Below are 25,993 nucleotides of genomic sequence, written 5' to 3' on the forward strand. Positions count from 1 at the left end.
CCGGATAAGGCATTTATGCCGCCATCCGGCAATGTGCTTGTGCAATTGCCTGATGGCGCTACGCTTATCAGGCCTACTAATAAAAGACCTACAAATACGTCAAAAAAGGGGAGGCGTTGCGCCTCCCAAAATTAATTAACCGCGCAGTTGCACCGTGCCGTCTTTCACTCGCGCTTCGTAATGTTTCACGGAGAACTGTTCGTCTTCCATGCACAGACCGTCGCTTAAGCGAAAACGCTGTTTTTTCAGCGGGCTGGCAACCCACAATTCGCCCTGATGTTCAGCAATCAGCCCACGAGAAAGCACGCTGGACTCAAAGAACGGGTCGATGTTGCTGATCGCAAACACCTGGTCGCTGTGATACGGGCGGAAAATCGCAACCTGCTCGTTACCTAACAGGGCGCAGACGCCTGTTGCAGGCAGAATGTCATCGATTTTGCAGATGTTTTTCCACTGGCTCATGCGTTTTCCTCCACTAGAGTCACCGGGATACGCTCATAAGGCGTGGCCGGACGATGTTGTTCACGTTCAGGCACAACCTGGACATTCGGATCGCGTTTTTCGCTGTTGATAAAGTGTTTGAAGCGAACCTGCGCGGATGGGGTGTTAACGGTTTCTGTCCACTCACACACCACTGCTTCACGCAGACGGGCCATCTCTTCTTCAAGATGCTGGTTCAGACCCAACTTGTCGTCGATGATGACGGACTTCAGATACTCAATACCGCCTTCCAGATTGTCTAACCACGGTGCGGTACGGGTCAGTTTGTCGGCAGTACGGATGTAGAACATCATGAAACGGTCAAGGTACTTGAGCAGCGTTTCGCGATCGATATCCGCTGCCAGCAGGTCTGCATGACGAGGTTTCATCCCGCCGTTACCGCAAACGTACAGGTTCCAGCCTTTCTCAGTGGCGATGATACCCACGTCTTTACCCTGAGCTTCCGCACATTCACGGGTACAGCCGGAGACGCCGAACTTCATTTTGTGCGGGGTACGAATGCCTTTGTAGCGATTTTCCAGCTCCACGCCGAAGCCCACGCTATCGCCGACGCCGTAACGGCACCAGGTGCTGCCTACGCAGGTTTTCGCCATACGCAGTGCTTTGGCATACGCGTGACCGGTTTCAAAACCGGCTTCAATCAACTGACGCCAGATTTCCGGCAGGTCATCTTTCTGCGCGCCGAACAAGCCGATACGCTGAGAACCGGTAATTTTGGTGTACAGGTTAAATTCACGCGCGATACGGCCCACAGCCACCAGGCCTTCAGGGGTAATTTCGCCACCCGCAGAGCGCGGGATCACGGAATAAGTACCGTCTTTCTGGATGTTCGCCAGGAAATTGTCGTTGGTGTCCTGCAACGGCGTGTGCTGCGGTTTGAGGATGTACTCATTCCAGCAGGAAGCCAGCAGGGAACCTACGGTAGGTTTACATACTTCACAGCCGTAACCTTTCCCGTGTTTTGCCAGCAGCTCTTCGAAGGTTTTGATGCCTTCTACGCGGATGAGATGGAACAGTTCCTGACGTGAGTACGGGAAGTGTTCACACAGGTTGTTGTTAACTTCGATACCCTGTTTCGCCAGTTCGGCGTTCAGAACCTGCGTTACCAGCGGGATACACCCGCCGCAGCCGGTCCCGGCTTTGGTTTCTGCTTTCAGCGCCGCAACGGTATGGCAGCCCTTGTTGATAGCGGCAACCAGCATGCCTTTGGTGACGTCAAAACAGGAGCAAATCTGCGCGCTGTCCGGCAGTTTATCGACACCGATAGACGGCTTACCGCTGCCCGCGTGTGCTGGCAGAATCAGTGAATCCGGATTTTCCGGCAGTTCGATGGCGTTCAGCACCAGTTGCAGCAGATTGCCGTAATCGCTGGTGTCGCCTACCAGAACCGCGCCGAGCAGGGTTTTGTTATCTTCGCTAACGATCAGGCGTTTGTAGACTTCTTTGCTTTCGTCGAGATAGACGTAGCTACGTGCGCCCGCCGTGCGCGCATGCGCGTCGCCAATACCGCCGACGTCAACGCCGAGCAGCTTCAGCTTGGCGCTCAGGTCCGCGCCTTCAAAGGCGTTTTCAGTTTCGAGAATATGGTCAACGGCAACCTGCGCCATTTTATAGCCTGGAGCGACCAGACCATACACGCGGTTGTTCCAGCTGGCGCATTCGCCGATGGCATAGATGTCCGGGTCAGATGTCTGGCAAGTGTCGTTAATGACGATCCCGCCGCGTGGCGCGACGTCCAGACCGCACTGGGTGGCCAGTTTGTCGCGTGGACGAATACCGGTAGAGAAGACGATGAAATCGACTTCCAGTTCGCTACCGTCGGCAAAACGCATGGTTTTGCGCGCTTCGGTGCCTTCCTGAACGATCTCTTTGGTGTTTTTGCTGGTGTGCACACGCACGCCCATGCTTTCAATTTTGCGACGTAACTGCTCGCCACCCATATGATCCAGCTGTTCAGCCATCAGCATTGGGGCGAATTCAATCACGTGGGTTTCAACGCCGAGGCTTTTCAGCGCACCGGCGGCTTCCAGGCCCAGCAGGCCACCGCCGACCACGGCACCGCGTTTGCTGCGGCGTGCGCAAGACTCAATGGCGTTGAGGTCTTCGATGGTACGGTAAACGAAGCAGTCCTGGGTTTCCGAACCTTTAATCGGTGGGATCCACGGGTAAGAGCCCGTCGCCATGATCAGCTTATCGTAGTAAACCGTACGACCTGCGCTGGAGTGGATCACCTTCTCCTGGCGGTTAATGGTAATTGCGCGCTCGCCCACTAACACCTTAACACCGTGCTTCTCGTAGAATCCTTCACGCACCAGAGAAAGCTCTTCGGCGGTGTGGTGGGAGAAGTAGGAAGACAGGTGTACGCGGTCGTACGCTTTGCGGGGTTCTTCACAGAAGACGGTAATATCAAAATTGGCAGCGTCGGATTTATCAAGAAGATCCTCAATAAAGCGATGGCCGACCATACCATTACCGATAATAGCGAGTCTGACTTTGCTCATTTTTGCCTCGATTTCTTTTCTATTACTGCCTACCTTAACGATTCAGCTACCGCGCTTATTGATACAAATCAAATTCGCCCTTATATACTCCTTAAGAGGTATATAACTGATTTGTCAGCATTTTTATAAGTGACGGAATTATTTGGGTTTTCGTGTTTGTATAAATAGCGTACAAATTAAGGGGTTTTTGTAAGAATTGGCCTACATGACCAATGAAAGAAGAGGAGGGTGAGAATGTGCCGGATGATGTGGATACCATCCGGCAGTGAGATTAATGCGCTGCTGGGGCGTTATGCTGGCGATGGCGCGTGACAAACCCAAGAATAAAGCACATCACGAATACAACCGCATACAAGCCGTTAGCTGTTTGCAATGCCGCCTGCGGGCCGCTGTGTGCCACGATAGGGCCGGTGACGACGAAAGTGAGCATGGTGCCGATGGTGCCGCAGGTCAGAACGAAGTTAACCAGTTTGGGTGAGGCGACCTTCGTCTGCTGGGATCCAAGGGTAATGATGGTGGTATAAATCGCACTGGAGAAGAAGCCCAGCGTCATAATAAACCACGGCATATGCTCTGGCGTACCGGTGATAAACAGATACATCAGGACGGTAGCCAGACCCGCCAGTACGGTCAAAATACGCTGCAAATCGAAGAAACGCAGAATAAAGCTAAATGCCCACATGCCAACCATGTAAGACATCCAGAAGTCGCTGACCAGTTTACCCGCATCGTTCAGGCTCATGCCCAGACTTTTGGCGTACTCCGGGACCCAGGAGATAAAACCCAGCTGACCAAGGATGTAGCACAGTGCAGCGATCGCCAGAAACAGCACGCCAATCCCCCATTTTTCTTTTACTACCGGCGCGTCTGACTGCTGAGCGTGTTTACCCAGTGCCGGGAATTCACAACCGAAGGTCAGCAGGAAAATGGCGACGTATACGAGGCCGATGCAGGCATAGACCCAATACCATTCGATGCTGCGCGCTAACAGGAACGCGGCAACCATTGGGAAAATCATACCGGCCATGCTGAAGAAGGAGTCAGTAAACAGCAGGCGGGAACCGCGCTGACGACCTTCATACATTTGAGTTACCAGGAACGTACCAATCGACATGGTGATACCGCTTACCAGGCCCAATACAAACATGGCGGCGGAGAACAAGGCCAGGCTATGGCTGAACATCAGTCCGGCAACGGCCAGTGCCATCAGGATAAAGCCGAAGCGCAACTGGGTTTTCAGTGGCACGATTTCCATTAACCATGCATTCAGAAAGATAGAGATCAGAATGCCGGCATTCAGGAAGGTGAAGGTGTTACTCATGCTGGAAACGGGCAAATGGAAGTAATCTGCGATGTTTCCCATCACCATCCCGGTGACAATTACCAACGCACCTGTCAGGGCGTAGGAGAGAAAGCTAATCCATGTGAGCTTGATGCGATTGCTGTTAGTCATGACTGGCCTGTATAGAAGTGTAAGGCGCATTGACTGCGCCGTGAGCGGGCAGATTTTAGGCGCTTTAGTGATGTATTTAAATATTTATCGGTAATAACTTGGTGCGTTACATTTTTCTATGTGATCTTGATCACATTGATACTTGCAGCCATGAGGTTACATTTGTTTCAGGTACGTAAAATTAAGTAAAGGGATGGCCTTGTCCTTGAAGGCTCTTTAGAATCAATTCACTTGCTTCATTTCTGCTCTTGTTAAGGAATTCTCATGCTCAAATCGACTCTGGCGGCTGTTGCAGCTGTTCTCGCTCTTTCTGCTCTCTCTCCCGCAGCACTGGCAGCAAAAGGTGATCCACATGTTCTGCTGACAACCTCTGCTGGTAACATTGAGCTGGAGCTGAACAGTCAGAAAGCCCCGGTTTCAGTGCAAAACTTTGTCGATTATGTCAACAGTGGTTTCTATAACAACACCACGTTCCACCGTGTGATCCCAGGCTTCATGGTGCAGGGCGGCGGTTTTACCGAGCAGATGCAGCAGAAGAAACCTAACCCGCCAATCAAGAATGAAGCCGATAACGGACTGCGTAACACTCGCGGCACGATTGCTATGGCGCGTACAGCGGATAAAGACAGCGCGACCAGCCAGTTCTTTATCAACATTGCAGATAACGCTTTCCTCGATCACGGCCAGCGCGACTTTGGCTACGCTGTTTTCGGTAAAGTTGTGAAAGGTATGGATGTCGCGGATAAGATCTCTCAGGTACAGACCCATGATGTCGGTCCATACCAGAATGTCCCGTCAAAACCGATTGTTATCCTTTCTGCTAAAGTCCTGCCGTAATCGTATCTTGCGCGGGTAGTTCTTGCCCGCGTTCACCCCTCTCTCTGCGTAACCCGAAATTGCTGCTTATACTTGTGGCAAGTGTCGGCTCATTCAGGGAGGTCACGTGAAAAAACTCACCGATAAACAAAAGTCCAGGCTGTGGGAACAACGGCGAAACGCCAATTTCCAGGCCAGCCGACGGCTGGAAGGCGTAGATATTCCACGGGTTACTCTGAGTGCTGAAGACGCCCTGGCGCGTCTTGAAGAGCTGAGGAGGCACTATGAGCGATAAATTCGGTGATGGTCGCGACCCGTATTTATATCCGGGCCTGAATGTCATGCGTAACCGTCTGGGGATTCATCAGGCGCAGCGTTTGGCGCAGGCTGCTTATGAACTGACAGCGCTGCGTGCGGCGACTATCGAATTGGGGCCGCTTAAACGGGGCTTACCGCACCTGTGCGCCATTCATCGCCAGCTGTATCGGGATATTTTTGACTGGGCGGGACACCTGCGTGAAGTCGATATTTACCAGGGCGATACTCGCTTTTGCCACTTCGCCTATATCGAGAAAGAGGGCAATGCGCTGATGCAGGACCTGGAAGAGGAGTCCTGGCTGGTGGGATTGCCGGAAGACAAGTTTGTCGATCGTCTTGCCCACTATTATTGCGAAATCAATGTGCTGCATCCGTTTCGCATTGGCAGTGGCCTGGCGCAGCGTATTTTCTTCGAACAGTTAGCGATTCATGCCGGGTATATGCTGAGCTGGGATGGCATTCCGGTTGAGGAGTGGAATCAGGCTAATCAGAGCGGGGCGATGGGTGACCTGTCTGCACTGCGGGCGATATTTCGTAAAGTGGTAAGCGAAGCCCCGGAAACTGAGTAGAATAGCGCGGTTCTTATGTACCGGAGCCGCCATGATCCTGCTTATTGATAACTATGATTCTTTTACCTGGAACCTGTACCAATACTTCTGCGAACTGGGCGCTGATGTCCTTGTCCGGCGCAACGACGAGCTGACGCTGGCGCAAATCGACGCGCTGAACCCGCAAAAAATCGTGATTTCCCCTGGGCCATGCACGCCGGATGACGCCGGTATCTCACTGGATGTTATTCGTCATTTCGCCGGTAAGCTCCCCTTGTTGGGTGTTTGTCTTGGCCACCAGGCGATGGCGCAGGCCTTTGGCGCGAGCGTAGTTCGGGCGGCTAAAGTGATGCACGGTAAAACCTCGCCGATTACCCATACCGGGCAGGGTGTTTTTCAGGGACTCGCTAACCCATTAACGGTGACGCGCTACCACTCTCTGGTGGTTGCCCCTGAGACGCTTCCCGAGTGCTTTGAGGTGACGGCCTGGAGTGAAACGCAGGAGATTATGGGCATTCGTCACCGCGAGTGGGATATGGAAGGGGTACAGTTTCACCCGGAGAGTATTCTCAGCGAACAGGGGCATCAGCTGCTGGCTAATTTTCTCAATCGCTGATTTGTAGTTGCTATTCAGTGATTTTTTATTCATATTTTGTGATTATAATTTCACTGGCGTTTCTGCTTAACAGGGTGGTAATGACATGGCAACTGAACAAACTGCAATTACGCGCGCGACATTCGATGAAGTGATTCTGCCGATTTATGCACCGGCTGAGTTTATCCCGGTAAAAGGAAAAGGGAGTCGAGTGTGGGATCAACAGGGCAAAGAGTATGTTGATTTCGCGGGCGGCATTGCAGTGACCGCGTTAGGGCATTGCCATCCGGCATTGGTTGAGGCGTTAAAAACCCAGGGCGAAACCCTGTGGCATACCAGCAACGTATTTACCAACGAACCGGCGTTGCGCTTAGGCCGTAAAATCATTGATGCGACCTTTGCCGAGCGCGTGCTGTTCATGAACTCCGGTACTGAAGCCAACGAAACCGCCTTTAAGCTGGCGCGCCATTATGCCTGCGTGCGTCATAGTCCGTTCAAAACCAAAATCATTGCCTTCCATAATGCGTTTCACGGCCGTTCGCTGTTTACCGTGTCCGTTGGTGGGCAGCCGAAATACTCCGACGGCTTTGGGCCAAAACCGGCGGATATCATCCATGTCCCGTTTAACGATCTGCATGCGGTCAAAGCGGTGATGGACGATCACACCTGCGCGGTGGTCGTTGAGCCTATTCAGGGAGAGGGTGGCGTCACTGCGGCTACGCCGGAATTCCTGCAAGGTTTGCGTGAACTTTGTGACCAGCACCAGGCGCTGTTGGTATTTGATGAAGTGCAGAGTGGAATGGGGCGTACCGGCGATTTGTTTGCCTATATGCACTACGGCGTGACGCCGGATATCCTCACCAGCGCGAAGGCGCTCGGTGGCGGCTTCCCGGTAAGCGCGGTGTTGACCACTCAGGAGATTGCCTCCGCGTTCCACGTGGGTTCGCACGGCTCCACTTACGGCGGTAACCCGCTGGCCTGCGCGGTAGCGGGGGCAGCGTTTGATATCATCAACACGCCGGACGTGCTGGGAGGGATTCAGGCCAGGCGTCAGGCGTTTGTCCAGCATTTGCACAAGATTGATCAACAGTTCGATATTTTCAGCGATATTCGCGGGATGGGGCTGCTGATTGGCGCTGAGCTGAAGCCGCAGTTTAAAGGCCGGGCGCGCGATTTCCTCTATGCCGCCGCGCACGAAGGGGTGATGGTGCTGAACGCCGGGCCGGACGTGATGCGTTTCGCACCGTCGCTGGTGGTGGAGCAGGCGGATATCGATGAAGGAATGCAACGTTTCGCGCAGGCGGTAGCGAAGGTGGTGGGCTGATTGCCGGATAGCGGCGCGAGCGCCTTATCCGGCCTACAGGGTAAGGTGTGATTCGTAGGCAGGATAAGCGTAGCGCATCCGGCAAATCTCTTAACCTTTCATGTCCCGTAGTCGGCGGCTCAGCCAGATCCCGTGGTGCGGTCGCTGACGCCATGCTACCGACGAAATGGTATGCATGGTGTTCAGATGCCCAAGAACCCGCTGCAGATGCTGCTCAAGGGTGCTTAACGGACCATGGGACAGCATCTCTGGCGCTTCGAGAATATTCACATCTCCCGAGCTTCCCGGCCCATCATATTCCAGCCGCTGCTGACAGCGCTGGAGCGCAATTTCACAGGACTCCAGATACCGCTGCGCCAAATCCGGCGTCAGCATCGTATGTTCCCTTGCCAGCGTGGTCATCGCGTTGATGTGTTCAACGATGAACTGGCTGTGCGTGACCCACAGTTTCATGTCTGCAAGGTAGTGCGAGTTAAATCCCGGCTCCTGCATTGCCTGGTTCAGCGAGTTGAACAGCGTGTTTTGCGTCTGGTTGACGCGCATGCGTTGATACGCCAGCGGCGTGGCCTGTGGATCGTTGCTGAGGATCAGACGAATTGCCTCCTGGTCGGCTTCTAACGCATCGTGGGCGTTCTTACGCAGCAGACCGCTCTGCCACTGTGGCCACAGCCAGAGCGTGCCGCCAAAGGCGATTAAGCAGCCAATGACCGTATCGACAAACCGCGGCACGATAAACTCTTCCCCGTTCAGCGTCAGCAGTTGCAGGGTGTATACCGCCGTTACCGTAAAACCGACGGTAGCCCAGCCGTAGTTTTTACGGATGATCAGATAGCTCACCAGGGTGATCAGCAGCATGGCCGCCAGCGTGAAACCTTCGGGAATATGAAAGTGCAACGTGACGCCGGCAATAACCAGTCCAACGAGCGTACCTACGGAACGGTGTAAGATGCGCACCCGGGTCGCCCCGTAGCCATTTTGCGTAACAAACAGGACTGTCATCAAAATCCAGTAAGGCTTTGGCAGGTGTAAAGCGCTGCCCATCAGGCTGGCGATACTCAACATAACGCTGATGCGTCCGGCATTGCGCAGCGCTGGGGATTTCAACGACAGGTAGTTTTTCAGGGCAGGGATCAGCGGCAACCGACGCTGCTTGTCAGCCATTAAGTCACGGGCATACAGCGGGCGCTGGGTCCGTAGCACGCGGGCAATACGGCTGAAGTGCCAGTAGCAAAATTGCCCCACCGGATTGTCCGGATGCTGCCTGGCGATTTTCTCCAGCGTGCCAATCTGCTTTTCCATCGAGAAACGGGTCGGCAAGCGGTGATACAAAATATCATCGGCCAGTACCCGAAGGCGTTCGGCGACGGTTCGCGCGTTCCAGCGAATTACCTGCTCCGCGTGGCTACGCTCAACCAGTTTTTGCACTTCTTCTGGCTGGTGGAGGCTAACGGAAATATGCTCCTGTAAATCCAGCGCCTCCTGAAAGGCACGCAGCAGGCGTTTGTATTCGTTGTTGTGATGTGCCGACAGCATATGCATTTGCTGATAGCACTGGGTAATCAGATCCACCGCCTTTTGTTGGCGAACCAGCAGGGGAGGCAGCGCTTTTTCTGGGTCGGCATGCTGGGTCAGCATGCTGTACTTGGCTTCACAGTAATCGGCTAATTCACGGTACAGCAAGCTGAGCGATTCGCGGAGCGGTTGCTCGCGCCACATCCAGAACCAGAACCAGTTGAACAGGCCATACCATAACGTGCCCAGCGCGTAGATCAGCAGCGGCTCCCAGACGGGCATATTCCCGGCCAGGCTGAGCGTGAAAATCGCCGCGATAAGCGAGGCTGGCAGTAATCGCGCATGCAAGGGGCTTAGCTCGGCGGTTACGCCAAGAATCAGCGTCAGGCCGGTGAGGATCAATGGTAGCGGTATAGTTTGCGCAAGCAGTAGCTGCATGATCAAGCTGCACCCGGCAAACAGCGATGCACCAATGACTAAGCGTTTGAAAAAGCGCTTGTGCGGGGTATCAAGACCGGCAATGTTGCAGCAGGCAGGGACGAGGGAAAAGAGAAGCCCCAAATGAAGCTGACCGATGATCAGACCAACAGCCACAGGTAAACATAGCACCAGCGTTTGTCGTAGTGCGTAGTTGATCTCTGGGTGGTATATCAGTCTTCGCCACATCGGAGTAAACAAAAGTGGCGCATTACTGGGTAACGCGCCACTTCGATGGGGTTAACGCGTGCCGTAGACGACGATGGTCTTACCGTGTGCGGAGATCAGGTTCTGATCTTCCAGCATCTTCAGAATACGACCGACGGTCTCACGGGAGCAGCCAACGATCTGGCCGATTTCCTGACGGGTGATTTTAATCTGCATGCCGTCCGGGTGGGTCATCGCATCAGGCTGTTTCGCCAGATTCAGCAGAGTCTGCGCGATACGACCGGTTACGTCGAGGAAGGCAAGGTTGCCCACTTTTTCAGACGTGACCTGCAGACGACGAGCCATCTGAGAAGACAGGCGCATCAGAATATCCGGGTTGACCTGGATTAATTGGCGAAATTTTTTGTAGGAAATTTCAGCGACTTCACATGCGGTTTTGGCACGTACCCAGGCGCTACGTTCCTGACCTTCTTCGAAGAGGCCTAATTCACCAATAAAATCGCCCTGATTCAGATAAGAAAGGATCATTTCTTTCCCTTCTTCATCTTTGATCAGCACTGCCACGGAGCCTTTAACGATGTAATACAACGTTTCCGCTTTTTCACCCTGGTGAATCAGCGTGCTCTTCGATGGGTACTTATGAATATGGCAATGAGACAAGAACCATTCGAGAGTCGGGTCTGTTTGCGGTTTGCCAAGCACCATGCGCGGTTATCCTCTGTTATAAGCTGTCTCCAGAGCCAGAAAACGACGCTGCCTCTGGGTTTGCAAAAATATGCTTCCCGCTACCTGGGAAAGGGGCTGTCAAAAATATACTGCAGCCTGTAATGTGATGTCCTCTGCATACATGCAGTACGTCAATGTATTACTGTAGCATCCCGTCTGTTTTAGCATAGCTTTCGCCGTGTGTCTCCTGGTGTCTCGCTTCAGCATGACGCAGGTCGCCTTCCGTTGCGAGAATTGTTATGTGCGCGTAATCTGTCAGGAAAATTGAAACATTGGAGTTACGAAATATGCAAGCGCGTGTAAAGTGGGTTGAGGGGTTAACCTTCCTCGGTGAGTCCGCCTCTGGCCACCAAATTTTGATGGACGGTAACTCCGGTGATAAAGCGCCGAGCCCGATGGAAATGGTATTAATGGCTGCCGGCGGTTGTAGCGCAATTGATGTGGTATCGATCCTGCAAAAGGGTCGTCAGGATGTGACCAACTGCGAAGTGAAACTGACTTCAGAGCGTCGTGATGAAGCGCCGCGCCTGTTTACCCACATCAACCTGCATTTCATCGTAACGGGTAACGATCTGAAAGATGCGTCAGTCTCCCGCGCCGTCGATCTTTCAGCGGAAAAATACTGCTCCGTGGCGTTGATGCTGGAAAAGGCAGTGAATATTACCCATTCCTATGAAGTGGTTGCTGCTGCGTGATGTCATGCCTGATGGCGTTTCACTTATCAGGCCTACAGGATATAAACACGTAGGCCGGATAAGGCATCAGCCGCCATCCGGCAAAAGACCACATCACTCTATCTTCTTACCTTCCATCAGTCGCTGTACCAGCGGCAGCATAATCAATTCCATCGCCAGACCCATCTTGCCGCCAGGTACGACTAACGTATTGATATGGGAAATGAATGATCCCTGCAACATGGCCAGTAACCACGGGAAGTCGATCCCTTCCAGGTTACGAAAATGAATCACGACAAAGCTTTCATCCAGTGATGGAATGCTCTTAGCGGCAAAGGGGTTGGAGGTATCGACGGTCGGTACGCGCTGGAAGTTAATATGTGTCCGGGAAAACTGCGGCGTGATGTAATTGATGTAATCGTCCATTGAACGCACCACCGAGTCCATCACCGCTTCACGCGAATGTCCACGCTCGCTGGTATCGCGGGTCAGCTTCTGGATCCATTCCAGGTTTACGATAGGTACCACGCCAACCAGCAGATCGACATGCCGGGCCACGTTTTGCTGCGGGGTGACAACACCGCCGTGCAGCCCTTCGTAGAACAGTACATCCGTCGGTTCAGGCAGCGGCTGCCAGGGCGTGAATGTCCCCGGAACCTGGTTCCATGGTACGGCCTCATCGTAAGTGTGCAGATATTTTCGCGACTGGCCTTTGCCCGTCTGACCGTATTCGATGAAGGTTTGTTCCAGCAAGCCGAAGTCATTAGCTTCGGGGCCAAAATAGCTGATATGCCGCCCGGCATCGCGCGCTTTGCGAATCGCCATGTCCATTTCTGGACGGGTATAGCGATGAAAACTGTCACCTTCCACCTCGGCGGCGCGCAGATTTAACTGCGCGAAAATTTTACGAAACGCGAGGCTGGTGGTGGTGGTCCCCGCGCCGCTGGATCCTGTTACCGCAATCACCGGATGTTTGGCAGACATAACAACTCCATGAAATGGTTGTAATTATAGTAAAGTCGGCCGGCGGCTACGGATTACTCGTGAATCTGCTTCCTCGGCATAATGTTGACCGTTTCATGCAGTTCAGACCACACCAGCACGGCTTCACCTGATTGTAGTTGGCGTTTGACGTCGGCGACTTTTTGTTCGAGCGAGCGTTCATGTTCACCATAATCGGTGCCTTCGCGCAAGACAAAGCTTTCAATCAAATTGTCCAGCGCGTCCGGGGAGATATCTTGCCAGGGGATAATCATGATGATGCCTCCAGATACGTTGTCAGCCAGTCCGGGATTCTTGATTCCAGCCACATCTCAGGACGGCGCACCGTGCCACCTATAAATCCGACGTGGCCGCCGTGTTCAGTAAGCTGGTACTCCACCTGTGAGGGCAGATTTTCCGGTTTCGGGATCACATGATGATCCATAAACGGATCGTCTTTCGCATGGATAATCAGCGTTGGTTTGGCGATCCGATTGAGCAACGGCATGGCGCTGCACTGGCGGTAATAGTCTATAGCATCGGCGAAACCGTGGATTTTGGCGGTGATTAGATCGTCAAAATCGCGAATGCGGCGCAAAGATTTCAACTGGGCCAGACTCACCGGCAACGAACCTGGATAAGCTTCAAGCTTCCGTGAGGCATTGGCTTTCAACAGATTGAGCAGGTAGCGCTGGTAGACCCGGGAGAAGCCCTTGTTCATATGGTAGCTACAGGCTTCCAGCACGAAAGGTGCAGAAACGATAACCGCCGCATCTATCGGAATATCGTTGCCTTCTTTTGCCAGCAGGCAAGCCAGCATGTTTCCACCGAGTGAATAACCTACCGCCGCGGTCGGTACGCGACCGAACTCACGCTCCAGCCAGTGTAAAAACCAGGTGCCATCTTCTGTTTCACCGGAGTGATAAATGCGGTTCAGACGATTGGGTTCGCCGCTGCAACCGCGAAAATGCATTACCACGCCCAGCCAGCCGCGCTTTTGCGCTGCTTCAATCAGGCCATGTGCGTAGGGGCTGTTCAGACTGCCTTCCAGACCGTGAAAAACCACCAGGCGCGGTTTGTGTTTCGCCTGTTGCGGATCTTCACTCCACGCCAGATCGACGAAATCACCGTCGGGCAATTCCAGACGCTGCCAGTGGGCGTCGAACTTCACCTTGCGGCGAATTAAACGCGGCAGCATCGTCTGCAGATGGCGGTTACTGATACCGCGCATCGGGCGGAATTCTCGCGAATCGTCGGTAGGTGGGGTCATTTCTGTGGACGTGATTTCAACCATAACACCGGAGCAATTAATAATCGGAAAGAATAACTATACCGCGCACAGCGCGTGCGGGTTAGCCAATATGTGATTTTGTCGCTAGTCAGTCAGCAGGTTACGCGAGAAAAGATGAAAATCGACGTTGGGTTTACGTCGCCACAGGCGGGCTTTACGCGTCCCTGTCGCCACGCTTTCTCCGGTATCTTCAAACATTCCTGACGCTTCAAAGCGACGAATCAGACTTTTACGCTGGATCGACTGACCGAGGATCACCTCGGTGGCTTCGAGCAGTTGCCCATGGGTAAATGTTTCCGGCAAGCAGTATACGGGCAGGAGCGAGTACATCGTTTTTTGCCGTAAGCGGTGTAGCGCCGCGGTAATGATTTTCTCGTGATCAAACGCGAGTGAATAGTTTTTCAGTTCATCAACCGGCACCCAACGGGCATTGCTGACGCTGGCGATATGGGGCGCGCAGTCTACCCAGGCGATTAGTGCAAACCAGGTGACCGTCAGGCTCCAGCCGCGCGGGTCACGATCAGGGCCAGAAAAGGTATCCAGTTGTTCCAGCCACGAAGGCGAAACGCCTGTTTTTTCGGTGAGTTTGCGCAGCGCGGTGGCGCGGGTTGAATCATCGTTTTCGATATCAATAAAGCCGCCGGGTAATCCCCAACGCCCTTTTTGCGGCTGGTTTGCCCGCTCGACCAGTAATACGCACAGCGCCTGCTGATGCAGGGTAAATAACACGCTATCTACCGTCACCAGAGGTGAAGGGAAGCGGCTGGCGTCGTACTGATTCAGGTAGTCGGCTTCGGTGGTCATAAGGTACTCACGATGATTTGTAACGCTGACAAGTGTACCAGCCCGACACCGGGGGGCAAGGTTCGTTTTTTCTCATTGCTTATCAGTGGATTAGCTCACGGCTTAAAAATAATTCATTTTATGCTTGCTTAATATGTGTCACAGGGACATTATTAATTGTGTCGAAGGGACACAATTAAGAGGTGAGCGCGATGAACATAAAATTGACACTAACTTTGGACGACCAGACCTATGCCGTTGCCAGCGGTGTTTTTCCTGATGGTGCTGTCTGGTTAAAAGTCACCGATGCGTTGCCAACCTTTGCTCGCCTGATGCGCATCCGTGCCACGGCTATGCGCGATATGAACGATTTTATGCTGCTGGCGCAACTGGTTGAGGCGGTACGTCATCAGACCGATGTACTGGTCAGCCATCTCGACCTTCCCTGGCTGCCGTGGGCGCGTCAGGACAGACATATGGTATCGGGTGACAGCTTTGCGCTGAAAGTCTTCGCCAGTCAGCTCAATACGTTGAAATTTGACAAGGTCAACGTGCTCGACCCGCACAGCGATGCGGCGGCGGCTGCAATCGACAACTTTGTGGCGATCCCCCAGGAGGTCTGCCTGATGCAAAGCGCGTCATTATCGCGGCTGTTTCAGCAAAACGCGCTGATGCTGGTTGCTCCCGATGCGGGATCGCTGAAGAAGATTGATGCCGTAGCCAGAGTGGCCGGTGTGGAGCAGTACGCCATCCTGAGCAAAAAACGTGATGTGGCAAGCGGCAGCCTGACGGGATTTGCGTTATTGGCCGGAGACGTCAGGGGTAGGGATCTGCTGATTGTTGACGATCTGTGTGACGCAGGCGGTACGTTTATAGGCTCTGCACAGGTGTTACGTGATGCTGGCGCCCGCAGTGTCAGTCTGTATGTCACCCACGGTATCTTTTCTAAGGGCGTTGATCACCTGTTTGCAAACGGTATTGACGCGATCTACACCACCACCTCTTTAGCTGCCCCAGCGTTGGTACATCCGCAGCTTGAGCTTATCGACATTGACGCGATTTACCGCGCCTGAGGGAGAGACTGATTATGAAAATGAACCCGATTCTGGCTATCGACGGCTACAAAGTTTCTCATCGCGTACAGTATCCGCAGGGTACCCATCGCGTGTATTCCAACTTTACCCCGCGCAGCGATCGCTTTTTCTCCTCGCCGTTGGCGGATGGCAAACTGGTATTCTTCGGCCTGCAGGGTTTTATGCAGTGGTTTTTAGTCGACCTGTTTAATGAGGCGTTCTTTGCCCGCCCGGAAGACGAGGTGGTCAGCGAATACAAACAGGTCATGGACAGCTATCTGGGCAAAGATGTGGTGGCGGTGGACCATATTCGTGCACTGCATCAGTTGGGCTATCTGCCGCTGCACATTAAGGCGCTGGATGAAGGCAGCAAAGTCCCGATGGCGGTACCGGTTTTAACTATCATCAACACCCAACCTGAGTTTTTCTGGCTGGTGAATTACCTGGAGACCGTGCTGTCGGCGGAGCTGTGGAAGGCGTCAACAAATGCCACGATAGCTCACCACTACCGCAAAATCTGCGCTCGCTGGGCAGAGCAAACCTGTAGCGACCTGACGCACCTTGACTTCCAGTGCCATGACTTTTCCTTTCGCGGTATGTCCGGATTACAGGACACCATGCAGGCGGGCAGTGGGCATTTGTTGAGCTTTAAAGGGACCGACAGTATTCCATCTCTGCTGTACGCCCGCGATTACTACACCGACGGCGAGCCCTATTTTATCGGCGCCAGCATTCCGGCTACCGAACACAGCGTGATGTGTATGGGTGAGCGCGAGCATGAGATTGAAACCTTCCGCCGCCTGATTGCCGATCTCTACCCGCAAGGATTTGTATCGATAGTCTCTGATACCTGGGACTACTGGCAGGTGCTGACGGAATATACCCGAGAACTGAAGAACATCATTCTGGCGCGTGAAGGTCGGGTGGTATTCCGTCCGGATAGCGGCAACCCGGTTGAGATCCTGTGTGGTACTGGTGCAGATGAGGATACCCGCAGCGATCGTACCGCTCAGGAGAAAGGGTCCGTGGAAGTGCTGTGGGAGATTTTTGGCGGCACGATTAACGCCAAAGGTTACAAGGTGCTCGACCCGCATGTCGGACTGATTTATGGCGACTCCATCACCCTTGAGCGAGCGAATGAGATCCTGCGTCGTCTGGAAGCGAAAGGATTTGCCAGTTCAAACGTCGTGTTTGGCGTTGGTTCTTTTACTTATCAATACAACACACGTGACACCTTTGGTTTTGCGATGAAAGCGACGTGGGGAGAAGTCGACGGCAAAGGCCGGACGATTTTTAAAGAACCGAAAACTGATAATGGTCTGAAACGTTCAGCCCGTGGTCTGCTTCGCGTCACACGTGATGAGCAAGGGGAACTGCGTCTGCATGACGAACAGACCTGGGAGCAAGAGCAGGAAGGGGAGCTGAAAACTCGTTTTCTCAACGGCAAGCTGTGTAACCGCGAGCATTTCGAAGAAATCCGCCAGCGTCTGGCGACACAGGGATAATTCAACAAAAATGCCGGATGAGACGTGTTGGCGTCGGATCCGGCAATGATGACTACTCGGCCAGCATCTGCTCAAGCTGTTCCTGAGCCTCCAGCCAGGCCATTTCACACTCTTCCAGCCCGGATTTCGCACTGGCCTGCTGCTGCAAACAGGCGGTAAGTTCGGCTTTGCGACTTTGGTCGTACAGTTCGCTGTCGCCGAGTTTTTCTTCCGCCTGCGCCAGCTGTGCGTGCAGTTTCTCCATCTCTTTTTCCAGACGGGTAATCTCTTTACGCAGCGGCTGCGTCAGGGAGCGCAGTTCCGCTTCGCGGCGCTTCTGGTCTTTACGCGCCTGGGCGCTGTTAACGCTCTCTTTCGCCGGTTCGTCGCCCTGGTTTTCCTGTTTCTGGACATCGCTCAGCCACTGCTGATAATCCTCCAGATCGCCATCAAACGGCTCGACTTTCTTGTCGTGTACCAGATAGAGGTCGTCGGTGGTGGAGCGGATCAGGTGACGGTCGTGCGAGACGACAACCAGCGCGCCTTCAAAATCGATCAGCGCCTCGGTCAGAGCCTGACGCATATCCAGGTCCAGGTGGTTGGTTGGTTCATCGAGCAGCAGCAGGTTAGGGCGCTGCCAGACGATCAACGCCAGTACCAGACGCGCTTTTTCGCCACCGGAGAAGCGGCGTGTCTCTTCGCTGACTTTATCGCCCTGGAAGCCGAATCCACCCAGGTAGTCACGCAGTTTCTGCTCCAGTTCCTGCGGTGCCATGCGTGCCAGATGCTGAATTGGTGATTCATCGGCGCGTAAAAACTCCAACTGGTGCTGCGCGAAGTAGCCCAGTTTGATGCCTTTCGCCAGGCCAATCTCACCGCTGATTGGGGCCAGTTCGCCGGCCAGCAGCTTAATCAGCGTCGATTTACCCGCGCCGTTGCGACCGAGCAGGCCGATGCGGGAACCCGGCACCAGATTCAGTTTGATCGAATCGAGAATGACTCGATCGCCGTAGCCAGCGCTAACCTTTTCCATCTTCAAGAGCGGGTTTGGCAAGCTTTCCGGCTCACGGAAGCTGAAGTGGAACGGGTTGTCCACGTGCGCTGGGGCAATCAGCTCCATACGTTCCAGCATTTTGATACGGCTCTGTGCCTGCTTCGCTTTCGTTGCTTTAGCGCGGAAACGATCGATATAGCTTTGCAGATGCGCCACGCGCTCCTGCTGGCTTTCGTACATTGCCTGTTGCTGTGCGAGGCGGGTTGCACGCTGGATTTCAAACGCGCTGTAGTTGCCGGTGTACTCGAACATGGTTTGCTGTTCGATATGAATAATTTTATCTACCACCGGATCGAGGAAGTCGCGATCGTGGGAGATCAAAATCAGCGTGCCCTGATAGCTTTTCAGCCATCTTTCCAGCCAGATCACCGCGTCGAGATCGAGGTGGTTGGTGGGTTCATCGAGCAGCAGTAGGTCTGAACGGCAAATCAGCGCCTGGGCCAGGTTGAGACGCATACGCCAGCCACCGGAGAAGTCGCTGACCGGGCGCTCAAGCTGTTCGTTGGAGAAGCCGAGGCCATGCAGCAGGCTGGCGGCGCGTGAGCGCACGGTCCAGGCGTCGATGGCATCCAGCTTGCCATGGACGGTGGCAATGGCATGTCCATCGTTACGTTCGTTGGCGTCGTTCAACTGCGCTTCCAGTTGACGATACTCGCGGTCGCCGTCAATGACGTACTCCAGCGCGGGCTGTGGCAACGCAGGCGTTTCCTGATTCACCCACGCGAGCTGCCAGTTTCCCGGATAGGTAAATCCTCCAGCGTCGGCGCTGAGTTCATTTTTCAGCAATGCCAGCAGGGTAGATTTACCGCAGCCATTTTTACCCACCAGGCCAACCTTCTGCCCTGGATTAATGGTGGCCGTGGCATTGTCCAGCAAGACGCGCACGCCGCGACGAATTTGTAACGATGAGAAAACAATCATAAGGCGCCGTATGTTCAGACTATGTTAATTTATCATTATGATAATGTAATGTGCGGGCCGTTTGCCGCACCGAGGCGCAATGGTAGCCCAAAACGTCGAAAATAGACAAAAGACAAAACCGGGAGGGGGATGATGTTCCAGCCAGCGAAAGTCTTGCTGCTGTATGCCCATCCGGAATCTCAGGACTCGGTCGCGAACCGTGTTCTGCTTAAACCGGCCATGCAGCTCAGCAATGTTACCGTGCACGACCTTTACGCGCACTATCCTGATTTTTTTATCGATATTCCGCATGAACAGGCGCTGCTGCGTGAGCATGATGTGATTGTTTTTCAGCACCCACTCTATACCTATAGCTGTCCGGCGCTGTTAAAGGAATGGCTTGACCGCGTACTGAGCCGCGGATTTGCCAGCGGTCCCGGAGGGAATCAACTGGCGGGAAAGTACTGGCGTAGCGTTATCACTACCGGAGAACCGGAAAGTGCCTACCGCTATGACGCGCTAAACCGTTATCCAATGAGCGATGTGCTGCGTCCTTTCGAGCTAACGGCCGGTATGTGCCGCATGCACTGGATGAGCCCAATTATCGTTTACTGGGCCAGACGGCAAACGAAGCAGGAGCTGGACAGCCATGCGAAAGCGTATGGTGACTGGCTGGCGAATCCGATCCCTGTGGGAGGCCGCTGATGGAAGGTTCTGATTTATTGACAGCGGGAGTGTTGTTCCTCTTCGCGGCGGTGGCTGCAGTTCCCCTGGCCTCAAAGCTGGGTATCGGTCCGGTGCTGGGTTACTTGCTGGCGGGTATTGCTATCGGCCCGTGGGGATTAGGGTTCATCAGCGATGTGGATGAAATCCTGCATTTTTCCGAGCTGGGCGTAGTCTTTCTAATGTTCATCATTGGGCTGGAACTTAATCCCGCCAAACTGTGGCAACTGCGGCGTTCAATTTTTGGCGTCGGTGCCGCGCAGGTGATGCTGAGCGCGGTGGTGCTGGCCGGATTATTGATGCTCACTGCGTTCTCCTGGCAGGCGGCAGTGGTTGGCGGCATTGGTCTGGCGATGTCATCTACCGCTATGGCGCTACAGTTGATGCGCGAAAAAGGCATGAACCGCAGTGAATCCGGACAACTGGGTTTTTCGGTACTGCTGTTTCAGGATCTGGCGGTGATCCCCGCGCTGGCGCTGGTTCCGCTGCTGGCGGGCTCTGCTGACGAACATTTTGACTGGATCAAAGTGGGAATGAAGGTGCTGGCCTTTGCCGGCATGCTGATTGGCGGTCGCTATTTGCTGCGTCCGGTTTTCCGCTTTATTGCGGATTCTGGCGTGCGGGAAGTGTTCACCGCTGCCACGCTGCTGTTGGTGCTGGGGTCTGCTCTATTTATGGATGCGCTGGGGCTGTCAATGGCGCTGGGAACGTTTATCGCGGGCGTGCTGCTGGCGGAAAGCGAATACCGACATGAGCTGGAAACGGCAATCGATCCGTTTAAAGGCCTGTTGCTCGGGCTGTTTTTTATCTCCGTTGGCATGTCGCTCAACCTCGGCGTGCTCTACACCCATATTCTGTGGGTGGCAGCGAGCGTGATCGTGCTGGTGGTCGTAAAAATGCTGGTGCTATATGTGCTGGCGCGTCTTAACGGCATGAGAAGCTCTGAACGGATGCAATTTGCCGGGGTTTTAAGTCAGGGTGGTGAATTCGCTTTCGTGCTGTTTTCAACGGCATCCTCGCAACGGCTGTTTCAGGGCGACCAAATGGCGTTGCTGCTGGTGACCGTCACACTGTCGATGATGACCACGCCGCTGGTGATGAAGTTGATTGATAAATGGCTCTCCCGCCAGTTTAACGGCACGGATGAGGAAGACGAAAAACCCTGGGTGGAAGATGATAAACCGCAGGTGATTGTGGTGGGGTTTGGGCGTTTTGGTCAGGTTATTGGTCGTCTGTTGATGGCCAATAAAATGCGCATTACCGTTTTGGAGCGGGATATCAGCGCGGTGAATCTGATGCGTAAATATGGCTATAAGGTTTATTACGGTGATGCCACGCAGGTGGAATTGTTGCGCTCCGCAGGGGCAGAGGCGGCGCAATCTATTGTTATTACCTGTAATGAGCCTGAAGACACCATGAAACTGGTGGAACTGTGCCAACAGTATTTTCCGCATTTGCATATTCTTGCGCGAGCGCGCGGACGTGTAGAGGCGCATGAGTTATTACAGGCTGGTGTGACGCAGTTTTCCCGCGAAACGTTCTCCAGTGCGCTGGAGTTGGGGCGTAAAACGCTGGTTACACTGGGAATGCATCCGCACCAGGCTCAGCGCGCTCAGCTACATTTTCGGCGGCTGGATATGCGCATGCTGCGGGAACTGATCCCCATGCATACAGATACGGTACAAATCTCTCGAGCCAGGGAAGCCCGGCGCGAGCTGGAGGAAATTTTCCAACGAGAGATGCAGCAAGAGCGACGTCAGCTGGATGGCTGGGATGAATTTGAGTAGAGGATAACCATGGCAATTCGTAAACGTTTTATCGCAGGTGCAAAATGTCCGTCCTGCCAGTCGCAGGATACGCTGGCGATGTGGCGCGAAAATAATATCGATATTGTTGAGTGTGTTAAGTGCGGTCATCAGATGCGGGAAGCCGATAAAGAGGCGCGCGAGCACGTTCGCAAAGAAGAGCAAGTGATCGGGATTTTTCATCCGGACTAGCGATATGGCGCAGCTTTTTTTAAGCTAGAGGGTACACGGGTGCAGAATTCCGCTACAATCTGCGCCACTATTCTTTCCATGCTCAGGAGATATCATGAAAGTAGCAAAGGACCTGGTGGTCAGCCTGGCCTATCAGGTACGTACAGAAGACGGTGTGTTGGTTGATGAGTCTCCGGTGAGTGCACCGCTGGACTACCTGCATGGTCACGGTTCCCTGATTTCTGGCCTGGAAACAGCGCTGGATGGTCACGAAGTTGGCGACAAATTCGATGTTGCTGTTGGCGCAAACGACGCATACGGTCAGTACGACGAAAACCTGGTGCAGCGCGTTCCTAAAGACGTCTTCATGGGCGTTGACGAACTGCAGGTTGGCATGCGTTTCCTGGCTGAAACTGACCAGGGTCCAGTACCGGTAGAAATTACCGAAGTGGAAGACGACCACGTTGTGGTTGACGGTAACCACATGCTGGCTGGCCAGAATCTGAAATTCAACGTAGAAGTTGTTGCTATCCGCGAAGCGACCGAAGAAGAACTGGCTCACGGCCACGTTCACGGTGCGCACGGTCACGACCACGATCATGACCACGGTCATGACGGTTGCTGCGGTGGTCACGGCCACGGTCACGACCATGGTCACGAGCACGGCGGCGAAGGCTGCTGCGGCGGTGGCGGTAAAGGTAACGGCGGCGGCTGCGGTTGCCACTGATCGGTATGATTGCCTGATGGCGCTACGCTTATCAGGCCTACCGTAGGCCGGATAAGACGTTTACGTCGTCATCCGGCACAAAAAAGCGGGGATATCCCCGCTTTTTTTACGTCTCAATAATGTGGCGGCGGGGTCTCTTCAGACTGCGACGCAATGTGGGACGGCTGCGTTGCTTTGAGCTTTTCCGTCAGCAGACGCAGATGGTCGCGCAGTTTGGCCATTTCCAGTTCATGCGCGGTCACCGTCAAGTTGAGCTCTTCAATGGTGATCTCCTGAAATGCCAGGCGACTTTCCAGTTCAGCCAGGCGAGTTTCCATTGTTGTATCCTGCATGATTCACCTCTTTCTTTTTTCTCCGGCAGATCGCGGACTGCGGCGAATTCTACTTAACTTTGCCTGTTTGCACAGCACTCAATCTTCGGTAACGAAACTAATTTAAACAAAAAGAGTCTGAAAAGTGGTGATAATAGGGCGTGCCTGTATGTTGATTTGTTCTGCAACGCTTTATAGTACATTTTTATGTTAGCTAACCCTGGGGTGAGATGCCCCGGCCCTGGAGATATGGATGAAATCACTGTTTAAAGTAACGCTGCTGGCGACCACAATGGCTGTTGCTCTGCATGCCCCGATCACCTTCGCTGCTGATGCTGCGAAACCAGCCGCTACTGCTGACAGCAAAGCAGCATTCAAGAATGACGACCAAAAAGCCGCTTACGCGCTGGGCGCGTCCCTGGGTCGTTATATGGAAAACTCTCTGAAAGAGCAGGAAAAACTGGGCATCAAACTGGATAAAGATCAGCTGATCGCTGGTGTTCAGGATGCGTTTGCAGACAAGAGCAAACTGTCTGACCAGGAAATCGAACAAACTCTGCAGGCGTTTGAAGCGCGCGTGAAGAGCTCCGCTCAGGCGAAAATGGAAAAAGACGCGGCTGACAACGAAGCCAAAGGTAAAGTTTACCGCGAGAAATTTGCTAAAGAGAAAGGCGTTAAAACCTCTTCTACTGGCCTGGTCTACAAAGTAGAGAAAGAAGGTACTGGCGCTGCACCGAAAGACAGCGATACCGTGGTAGTCAACTACAAAGGTACGCTGATCGATGGTAAAGAGTTTGATAACTCCTACACCCGTGGTGAGCCGCTGTCTTTCCGTCTTGACGGTGTCATCCCTGGCTGGACTGAAGGCCTGAAAAACATCAAGAAAGGCGGCAAAATCCAGCTGGTTATCCCACCGGATCTGGCTTACGGCAAAACCGGCGTCCCGGGTATTCCGGCCAACTCTACGCTGGTCTTTGATGTTGAACTGTTAGACATCAAACCGGCACCGAAAGCTGACGCGCAGCCAGATGCTGCACCGGCAGATAAAGCTGCAGACAGCAGCAAAAAATAAGCTAACAGAAACCAGCCGCCCACAGGGCGGCGGTTTTTTATTATCGACAGGATATAATTAATACTGGAAAGCGCCTTGTGCGCTGTATTACTTTAGATGCCCCTATAATAGTGATGAGCCTGCCCTGACAACATAACGACAGGCTCCTGAAAAGGAGTGCTTTTTTTCATGTCCAGGTCGCTTTTAACCAACGAAACCAGTGAGCTAGATTTGCTGGATCAACGTCCTTTCGATCAAACCGACTTCGATATCCTCAAATCCTACGAAGCGGTAGTGGACGGGTTGGCGATGCTCATTGGTTCCCATTGTGAAATCGTATTGCACTCTTTGCAGGATTTGAAATGCTCGGCCATCCGCATTGCTAACGGTGAACACACGGGCCGTAAAATTGGCTCACCGATTACCGACCTTGCGTTGCGTATGCTGCATGATATGACGGGTGCGGATAGCAGCGTGTCGAAGTGTTACTTCACACGTGCGAAAAGCGGTGTCTTGATGAAGTCGGTGACGATTGCCATTCGCAACCGTGAGCATCGCGTGATTGGTCTGCTGTGCATCAACATGAACCTTGATGTTCCTTTCTCGCAGATAATGAATACCTTTATACCACCGGAAACCCCGGAAGTGGGCTCTGCCGTCAACTTCGCTTCTTCGGTGGAAGATCTGGTTACCCAGACGCTGGAATTCACGATCGAAGAAGTGAATGCCGATCGCAATGTTTCCAACAACGCGAAGAACCGCCAGATCGTCCTGAATTTATATGAGAAAGGCATCTTCGATATTAAAGATGCCATCAACCAGGTCGCCGATCGGCTGAACATCTCCAAACATACGGTCTACCTCTATATTCGTCAGTTCAAAAGCGGCGATTTCCAGGGGCAAGACAAGTAATGCGTTTTGCCATCATGGTGACAGGGCCTGCTTATGGCACGCAGCAGGCGAGTAGCGCGTTGCAATTTGCACATGCGCTTCTCGAAGAAGGGCATGAGTTATGCAGCGTCTTTTTCTATCGAGAAGGTGTATATAACGCCAACTTACTGACTTCACCCGCCAGTGATGAATATGATCTGGTGCGGGCCTGGCAACAGCTGAACCAACAGCATGGTGTTACGCTGAATATCTGCGTGGCGGCGGCGTTGCGTCGCGGCGTTGTTGATGAAACTGAGGCAAAGCGTCTGGGACTGGCAGGGGCTAATTTACAATCAGGTTTTAACCTCAGCGGGCTTGGATCGCTGGCTGAGGCATCCCTGACCTGCGATCGCGTGGTGCAGTTCTGATGAAACGTGTTGCTTTTGTCTTTTCTACCGTGCCGCATGGCAGCGCATCTGGCCGTGAAGGATTAGATGCATTGCTAGCGACATCTGCATTAACGGAAGACCTCGGCGTGTTTTTTATCGGCGATGGCGTCTTTCAAATCCTCCAGGGACAACAACCGGATGCCGTGCTGGCGCGAGACTATATCGCAACCTTCAAGCTGTTAGGGTTGTACGATATCGATCAATGTTGGCTCTGCGCCGCTTCATTACGCGAGCGAGGCCTTCAGCAGGGTGTTAATTTTGTGGTCGATGCGACAGCGCTTGAACCGGAAGATTTACGCCGTGAGTTAGGCAACTTTGACGTCATTTTAAGGTTTTGAGACCCTCATGCTGCACACACTACATCGCTCCGCGTGGCTTACCGATTTCTCCTCTCTTCTTCGCCTGGTAGATAAAGACGATGAGCTTTTATTGCTCCAGGATGGCGTGACGGCGGCAATAGAAGGCAGCCGTTTCCTTGAAAGTCTGCAAAATGCCTCCATTAAGGTCTATGTACTGGAAGAAGACATTAAGGCTCGCGGTTTGAGTGGTCAAATTTCAGACAGTGTCGTCAGGGTTAGCTATACTGACTTCGTCAGACTTACGGTGAAGCATCCCAGCCAGATGTCCTGGTAATTGTGGGATCGTTGTATATTTCTTGACACCTTTTCGACACCGACCTAAAATTCTGCGTCCTCATATTGTATGAG

Annotated in this window: 27 protein-coding genes and 1 pseudogene; 17 read left to right on the top strand and 11 right to left on the bottom strand. The window is 53.3% G+C overall.

Annotated elements, in window-relative coordinates:
• Nucleotides 1-135: 135 nt before the first annotated feature.
• From nirD to tsgA, 3 genes are all read right to left on the bottom strand, one after another.
• Nucleotides 136-462 (bottom strand): nitrite reductase small subunit NirD, encoded by a 327-nt coding sequence (nirD, locus tag JQN59_RS01665; protein ID WP_003023590.1) that lies wholly within the window; start codon nucleotides 460-462, stop codon nucleotides 136-138.
• Nucleotides 459-3,002, bottom strand: coding sequence for an NADPH-nitrite reductase large subunit (gene nirB / locus JQN59_RS01670; RefSeq protein ID WP_149607328.1), 2,544 nt, complete (start codon nucleotides 3,000-3,002; stop codon nucleotides 459-461). Before nirB ends, nirD begins: the two co-directional genes overlap by 4 nt.
• A 271-nt stretch (nucleotides 3,003-3,273) precedes the next feature.
• On the bottom strand, nucleotides 3,274-4,455 hold the full coding sequence (tsgA, locus tag JQN59_RS01675; protein WP_149607327.1) for an MFS transporter TsgA: 1,182 nt from the start codon (nucleotides 4,453-4,455) through the stop codon (nucleotides 3,274-3,276).
• A 264-nt stretch (nucleotides 4,456-4,719) separates the two neighbouring features.
• Here tsgA and ppiA point away from each other — a divergent pair, with 264 nt between their 5' ends.
• From ppiA to argD, 5 genes are all read left to right on the top strand, one after another.
• On the top strand, nucleotides 4,720-5,292 hold the full coding sequence (ppiA, locus tag JQN59_RS01680; protein ID WP_003023595.1) for a peptidylprolyl isomerase A: 573 nt from the start codon (nucleotides 4,720-4,722) through the stop codon (nucleotides 5,290-5,292).
• 106 nt (nucleotides 5,293-5,398) lie between these two features.
• A complete protein-coding gene (locus JQN59_RS01685; RefSeq protein ID WP_003827708.1) occupies nucleotides 5,399-5,566 on the top strand; it encodes a YhfG family protein in 168 nt (55 codons plus the stop codon).
• Nucleotides 5,556-6,158: a putative adenosine monophosphate-protein transferase Fic gene (locus tag JQN59_RS01690; RefSeq protein WP_048215420.1), complete on the top strand. Its 603-nt coding sequence runs from the start codon at nucleotides 5,556-5,558 to the stop codon at nucleotides 6,156-6,158. The genes JQN59_RS01685 and JQN59_RS01690 overlap by 11 nt, the downstream gene beginning before the upstream one ends.
• Nucleotides 6,159-6,189: 31 nt before the next feature.
• Nucleotides 6,190-6,753 (top strand): aminodeoxychorismate synthase component 2, encoded by a 564-nt coding sequence (gene pabA / locus JQN59_RS01695; protein WP_048236932.1) that lies wholly within the window; start codon nucleotides 6,190-6,192, stop codon nucleotides 6,751-6,753.
• 85 nt (nucleotides 6,754-6,838) lie between these two features.
• Entirely contained in the window at nucleotides 6,839-8,056 is a 1,218-nt protein-coding gene (argD, locus tag JQN59_RS01700; protein ID WP_008786303.1) for a bifunctional acetylornithine/succinyldiaminopimelate transaminase, read from the top strand.
• A 90-nt stretch (nucleotides 8,057-8,146) separates the two neighbouring features.
• Here the strand turns inward: argD and JQN59_RS01705 are convergent, their stop codons facing one another.
• Entirely contained in the window at nucleotides 8,147-10,234 is a 2,088-nt protein-coding gene (locus tag JQN59_RS01705; protein WP_008786302.1) for a YccS/YhfK family putative transporter, read from the bottom strand.
• Nucleotides 10,235-10,285: 51 nt separating this feature from the next.
• Nucleotides 10,286-10,918 (bottom strand): cAMP-activated global transcriptional regulator CRP, encoded by a 633-nt coding sequence (gene crp, locus JQN59_RS01710; RefSeq protein WP_000242758.1) that lies wholly within the window; start codon nucleotides 10,916-10,918, stop codon nucleotides 10,286-10,288.
• A 308-nt stretch (nucleotides 10,919-11,226) separates the two neighbouring features.
• On the opposite strand from crp, the gene JQN59_RS01715 reads away from it, so the two are divergent.
• Nucleotides 11,227-11,634, top strand: a complete 408-nt coding sequence (locus JQN59_RS01715; RefSeq protein WP_003827750.1) for an OsmC family protein — start codon at nucleotides 11,227-11,229, stop codon at nucleotides 11,632-11,634.
• A gap of 93 nt (nucleotides 11,635-11,727) precedes the next feature.
• Here JQN59_RS01715 and JQN59_RS01720 read toward each other — a convergent pair whose 3' ends face one another.
• The 4 genes and pseudogenes from JQN59_RS01720 to JQN59_RS01735 all read right to left on the bottom strand — a co-directional run bounded on the left by JQN59_RS01720 (nucleotide 11,728) and on the right by JQN59_RS01735 (nucleotide 14,689).
• Nucleotides 11,728-12,597, bottom strand: coding sequence for a phosphoribulokinase (locus tag JQN59_RS01720; protein WP_003827751.1), 870 nt, complete (start codon nucleotides 12,595-12,597; stop codon nucleotides 11,728-11,730).
• A gap of 53 nt (nucleotides 12,598-12,650) precedes the next feature.
• A complete protein-coding gene (locus JQN59_RS01725) occupies nucleotides 12,651-12,869 on the bottom strand; it encodes a YheU family protein (RefSeq protein WP_003023615.1) in 219 nt (72 codons plus the stop codon).
• Nucleotides 12,866-13,934, bottom strand: a pseudogene (locus JQN59_RS01730) (hydrolase). The gene JQN59_RS01725 and the pseudogene JQN59_RS01730 overlap by 4 nt, the downstream one beginning before the upstream one ends.
• 35 nt (nucleotides 13,935-13,969) lie before the next feature.
• Nucleotides 13,970-14,689 (bottom strand): NUDIX domain-containing protein, encoded by a 720-nt coding sequence (locus JQN59_RS01735; RefSeq protein ID WP_008786298.1) that lies wholly within the window; start codon nucleotides 14,687-14,689, stop codon nucleotides 13,970-13,972.
• A gap of 191 nt (nucleotides 14,690-14,880) precedes the next feature.
• Between JQN59_RS01735 and prs the strand changes: the two genes are divergently transcribed.
• On the top strand, nucleotides 14,881-15,741 hold the full coding sequence (gene prs / locus JQN59_RS01740) for a ribose-phosphate diphosphokinase (protein WP_008786297.1): 861 nt from the start codon (nucleotides 14,881-14,883) through the stop codon (nucleotides 15,739-15,741).
• 14 nt (nucleotides 15,742-15,755) lie between these two features.
• Entirely contained in the window at nucleotides 15,756-17,246 is a 1,491-nt protein-coding gene (locus JQN59_RS01745) for a nicotinate phosphoribosyltransferase (protein WP_149607325.1), read from the top strand.
• Nucleotides 17,247-17,298: 52 nt separating this feature from the next.
• Here the strand turns inward: JQN59_RS01745 and JQN59_RS01750 are convergent, their stop codons facing one another.
• A complete protein-coding gene (locus JQN59_RS01750; protein WP_003827754.1) occupies nucleotides 17,299-19,200 on the bottom strand; it encodes an ABC transporter ATP-binding protein in 1,902 nt (633 codons plus the stop codon).
• 132 nt (nucleotides 19,201-19,332) lie between these two features.
• On the opposite strand from JQN59_RS01750, the gene kefG reads away from it, so the two are divergent.
• From kefG to slyD, 4 genes are all read left to right on the top strand, one after another.
• Entirely contained in the window at nucleotides 19,333-19,884 is a 552-nt protein-coding gene (gene kefG / locus JQN59_RS01755; RefSeq protein WP_003023629.1) for a glutathione-regulated potassium-efflux system ancillary protein KefG, read from the top strand.
• Nucleotides 19,884-21,689, top strand: coding sequence for a glutathione-regulated potassium-efflux system protein KefB (gene kefB / locus JQN59_RS01760; protein WP_003827759.1), 1,806 nt, complete (start codon nucleotides 19,884-19,886; stop codon nucleotides 21,687-21,689). Before kefG ends, kefB begins: the two co-directional genes overlap by 1 nt.
• A gap of 9 nt (nucleotides 21,690-21,698) precedes the next feature.
• Nucleotides 21,699-21,899, top strand: a complete 201-nt coding sequence (locus JQN59_RS01765) for a YheV family putative zinc ribbon protein (RefSeq protein ID WP_003023632.1) — start codon at nucleotides 21,699-21,701, stop codon at nucleotides 21,897-21,899.
• 94 nt (nucleotides 21,900-21,993) lie between these two features.
• Nucleotides 21,994-22,605, top strand: a complete 612-nt coding sequence (gene slyD, locus JQN59_RS01770) for a peptidylprolyl isomerase (protein WP_008786294.1) — start codon at nucleotides 21,994-21,996, stop codon at nucleotides 22,603-22,605.
• A 113-nt stretch (nucleotides 22,606-22,718) separates the two neighbouring features.
• Here slyD and JQN59_RS01775 read toward each other — a convergent pair whose 3' ends face one another.
• Entirely contained in the window at nucleotides 22,719-22,937 is a 219-nt protein-coding gene (locus JQN59_RS01775) for a protein SlyX (RefSeq protein WP_149607324.1), read from the bottom strand.
• Between the two features lie 232 nt (nucleotides 22,938-23,169).
• Between JQN59_RS01775 and fkpA the strand changes: the two genes are divergently transcribed.
• From fkpA to tusB, 5 genes are all read left to right on the top strand, one after another.
• The gene (gene fkpA, locus JQN59_RS01780) at nucleotides 23,170-23,988 is read left to right on the top strand and encodes an FKBP-type peptidyl-prolyl cis-trans isomerase (RefSeq protein ID WP_003827768.1); all 819 of its coding nucleotides are present in this window, start codon (nucleotides 23,170-23,172) and stop codon (nucleotides 23,986-23,988) included.
• A 168-nt stretch (nucleotides 23,989-24,156) separates the two neighbouring features.
• Nucleotides 24,157-24,879 (top strand): helix-turn-helix transcriptional regulator, encoded by a 723-nt coding sequence (locus JQN59_RS01785; RefSeq protein WP_003023643.1) that lies wholly within the window; start codon nucleotides 24,157-24,159, stop codon nucleotides 24,877-24,879.
• Nucleotides 24,879-25,265 (top strand): sulfurtransferase complex subunit TusD, encoded by a 387-nt coding sequence (gene tusD, locus JQN59_RS01790; RefSeq protein WP_008786293.1) that lies wholly within the window; start codon nucleotides 24,879-24,881, stop codon nucleotides 25,263-25,265. Before JQN59_RS01785 ends, tusD begins: the two co-directional genes overlap by 1 nt.
• Nucleotides 25,265-25,624, top strand: coding sequence for a sulfurtransferase complex subunit TusC (gene tusC, locus JQN59_RS01795; RefSeq protein WP_003827771.1), 360 nt, complete (start codon nucleotides 25,265-25,267; stop codon nucleotides 25,622-25,624). The genes tusD and tusC overlap by 1 nt, the downstream gene beginning before the upstream one ends.
• A 7-nt stretch (nucleotides 25,625-25,631) precedes the next feature.
• Nucleotides 25,632-25,919: a sulfurtransferase complex subunit TusB gene (gene tusB, locus JQN59_RS01800; protein ID WP_008786292.1), complete on the top strand. Its 288-nt coding sequence runs from the start codon at nucleotides 25,632-25,634 to the stop codon at nucleotides 25,917-25,919.
• The last annotated feature ends 74 nt before the right edge of the window (nucleotides 25,920-25,993 follow it).

This window comes from Citrobacter sp. B72, assembly GCF_016894305.1.
Classification (GTDB): Bacteria; Pseudomonadota; Gammaproteobacteria; order Enterobacterales; family Enterobacteriaceae; genus Citrobacter; species Citrobacter portucalensis.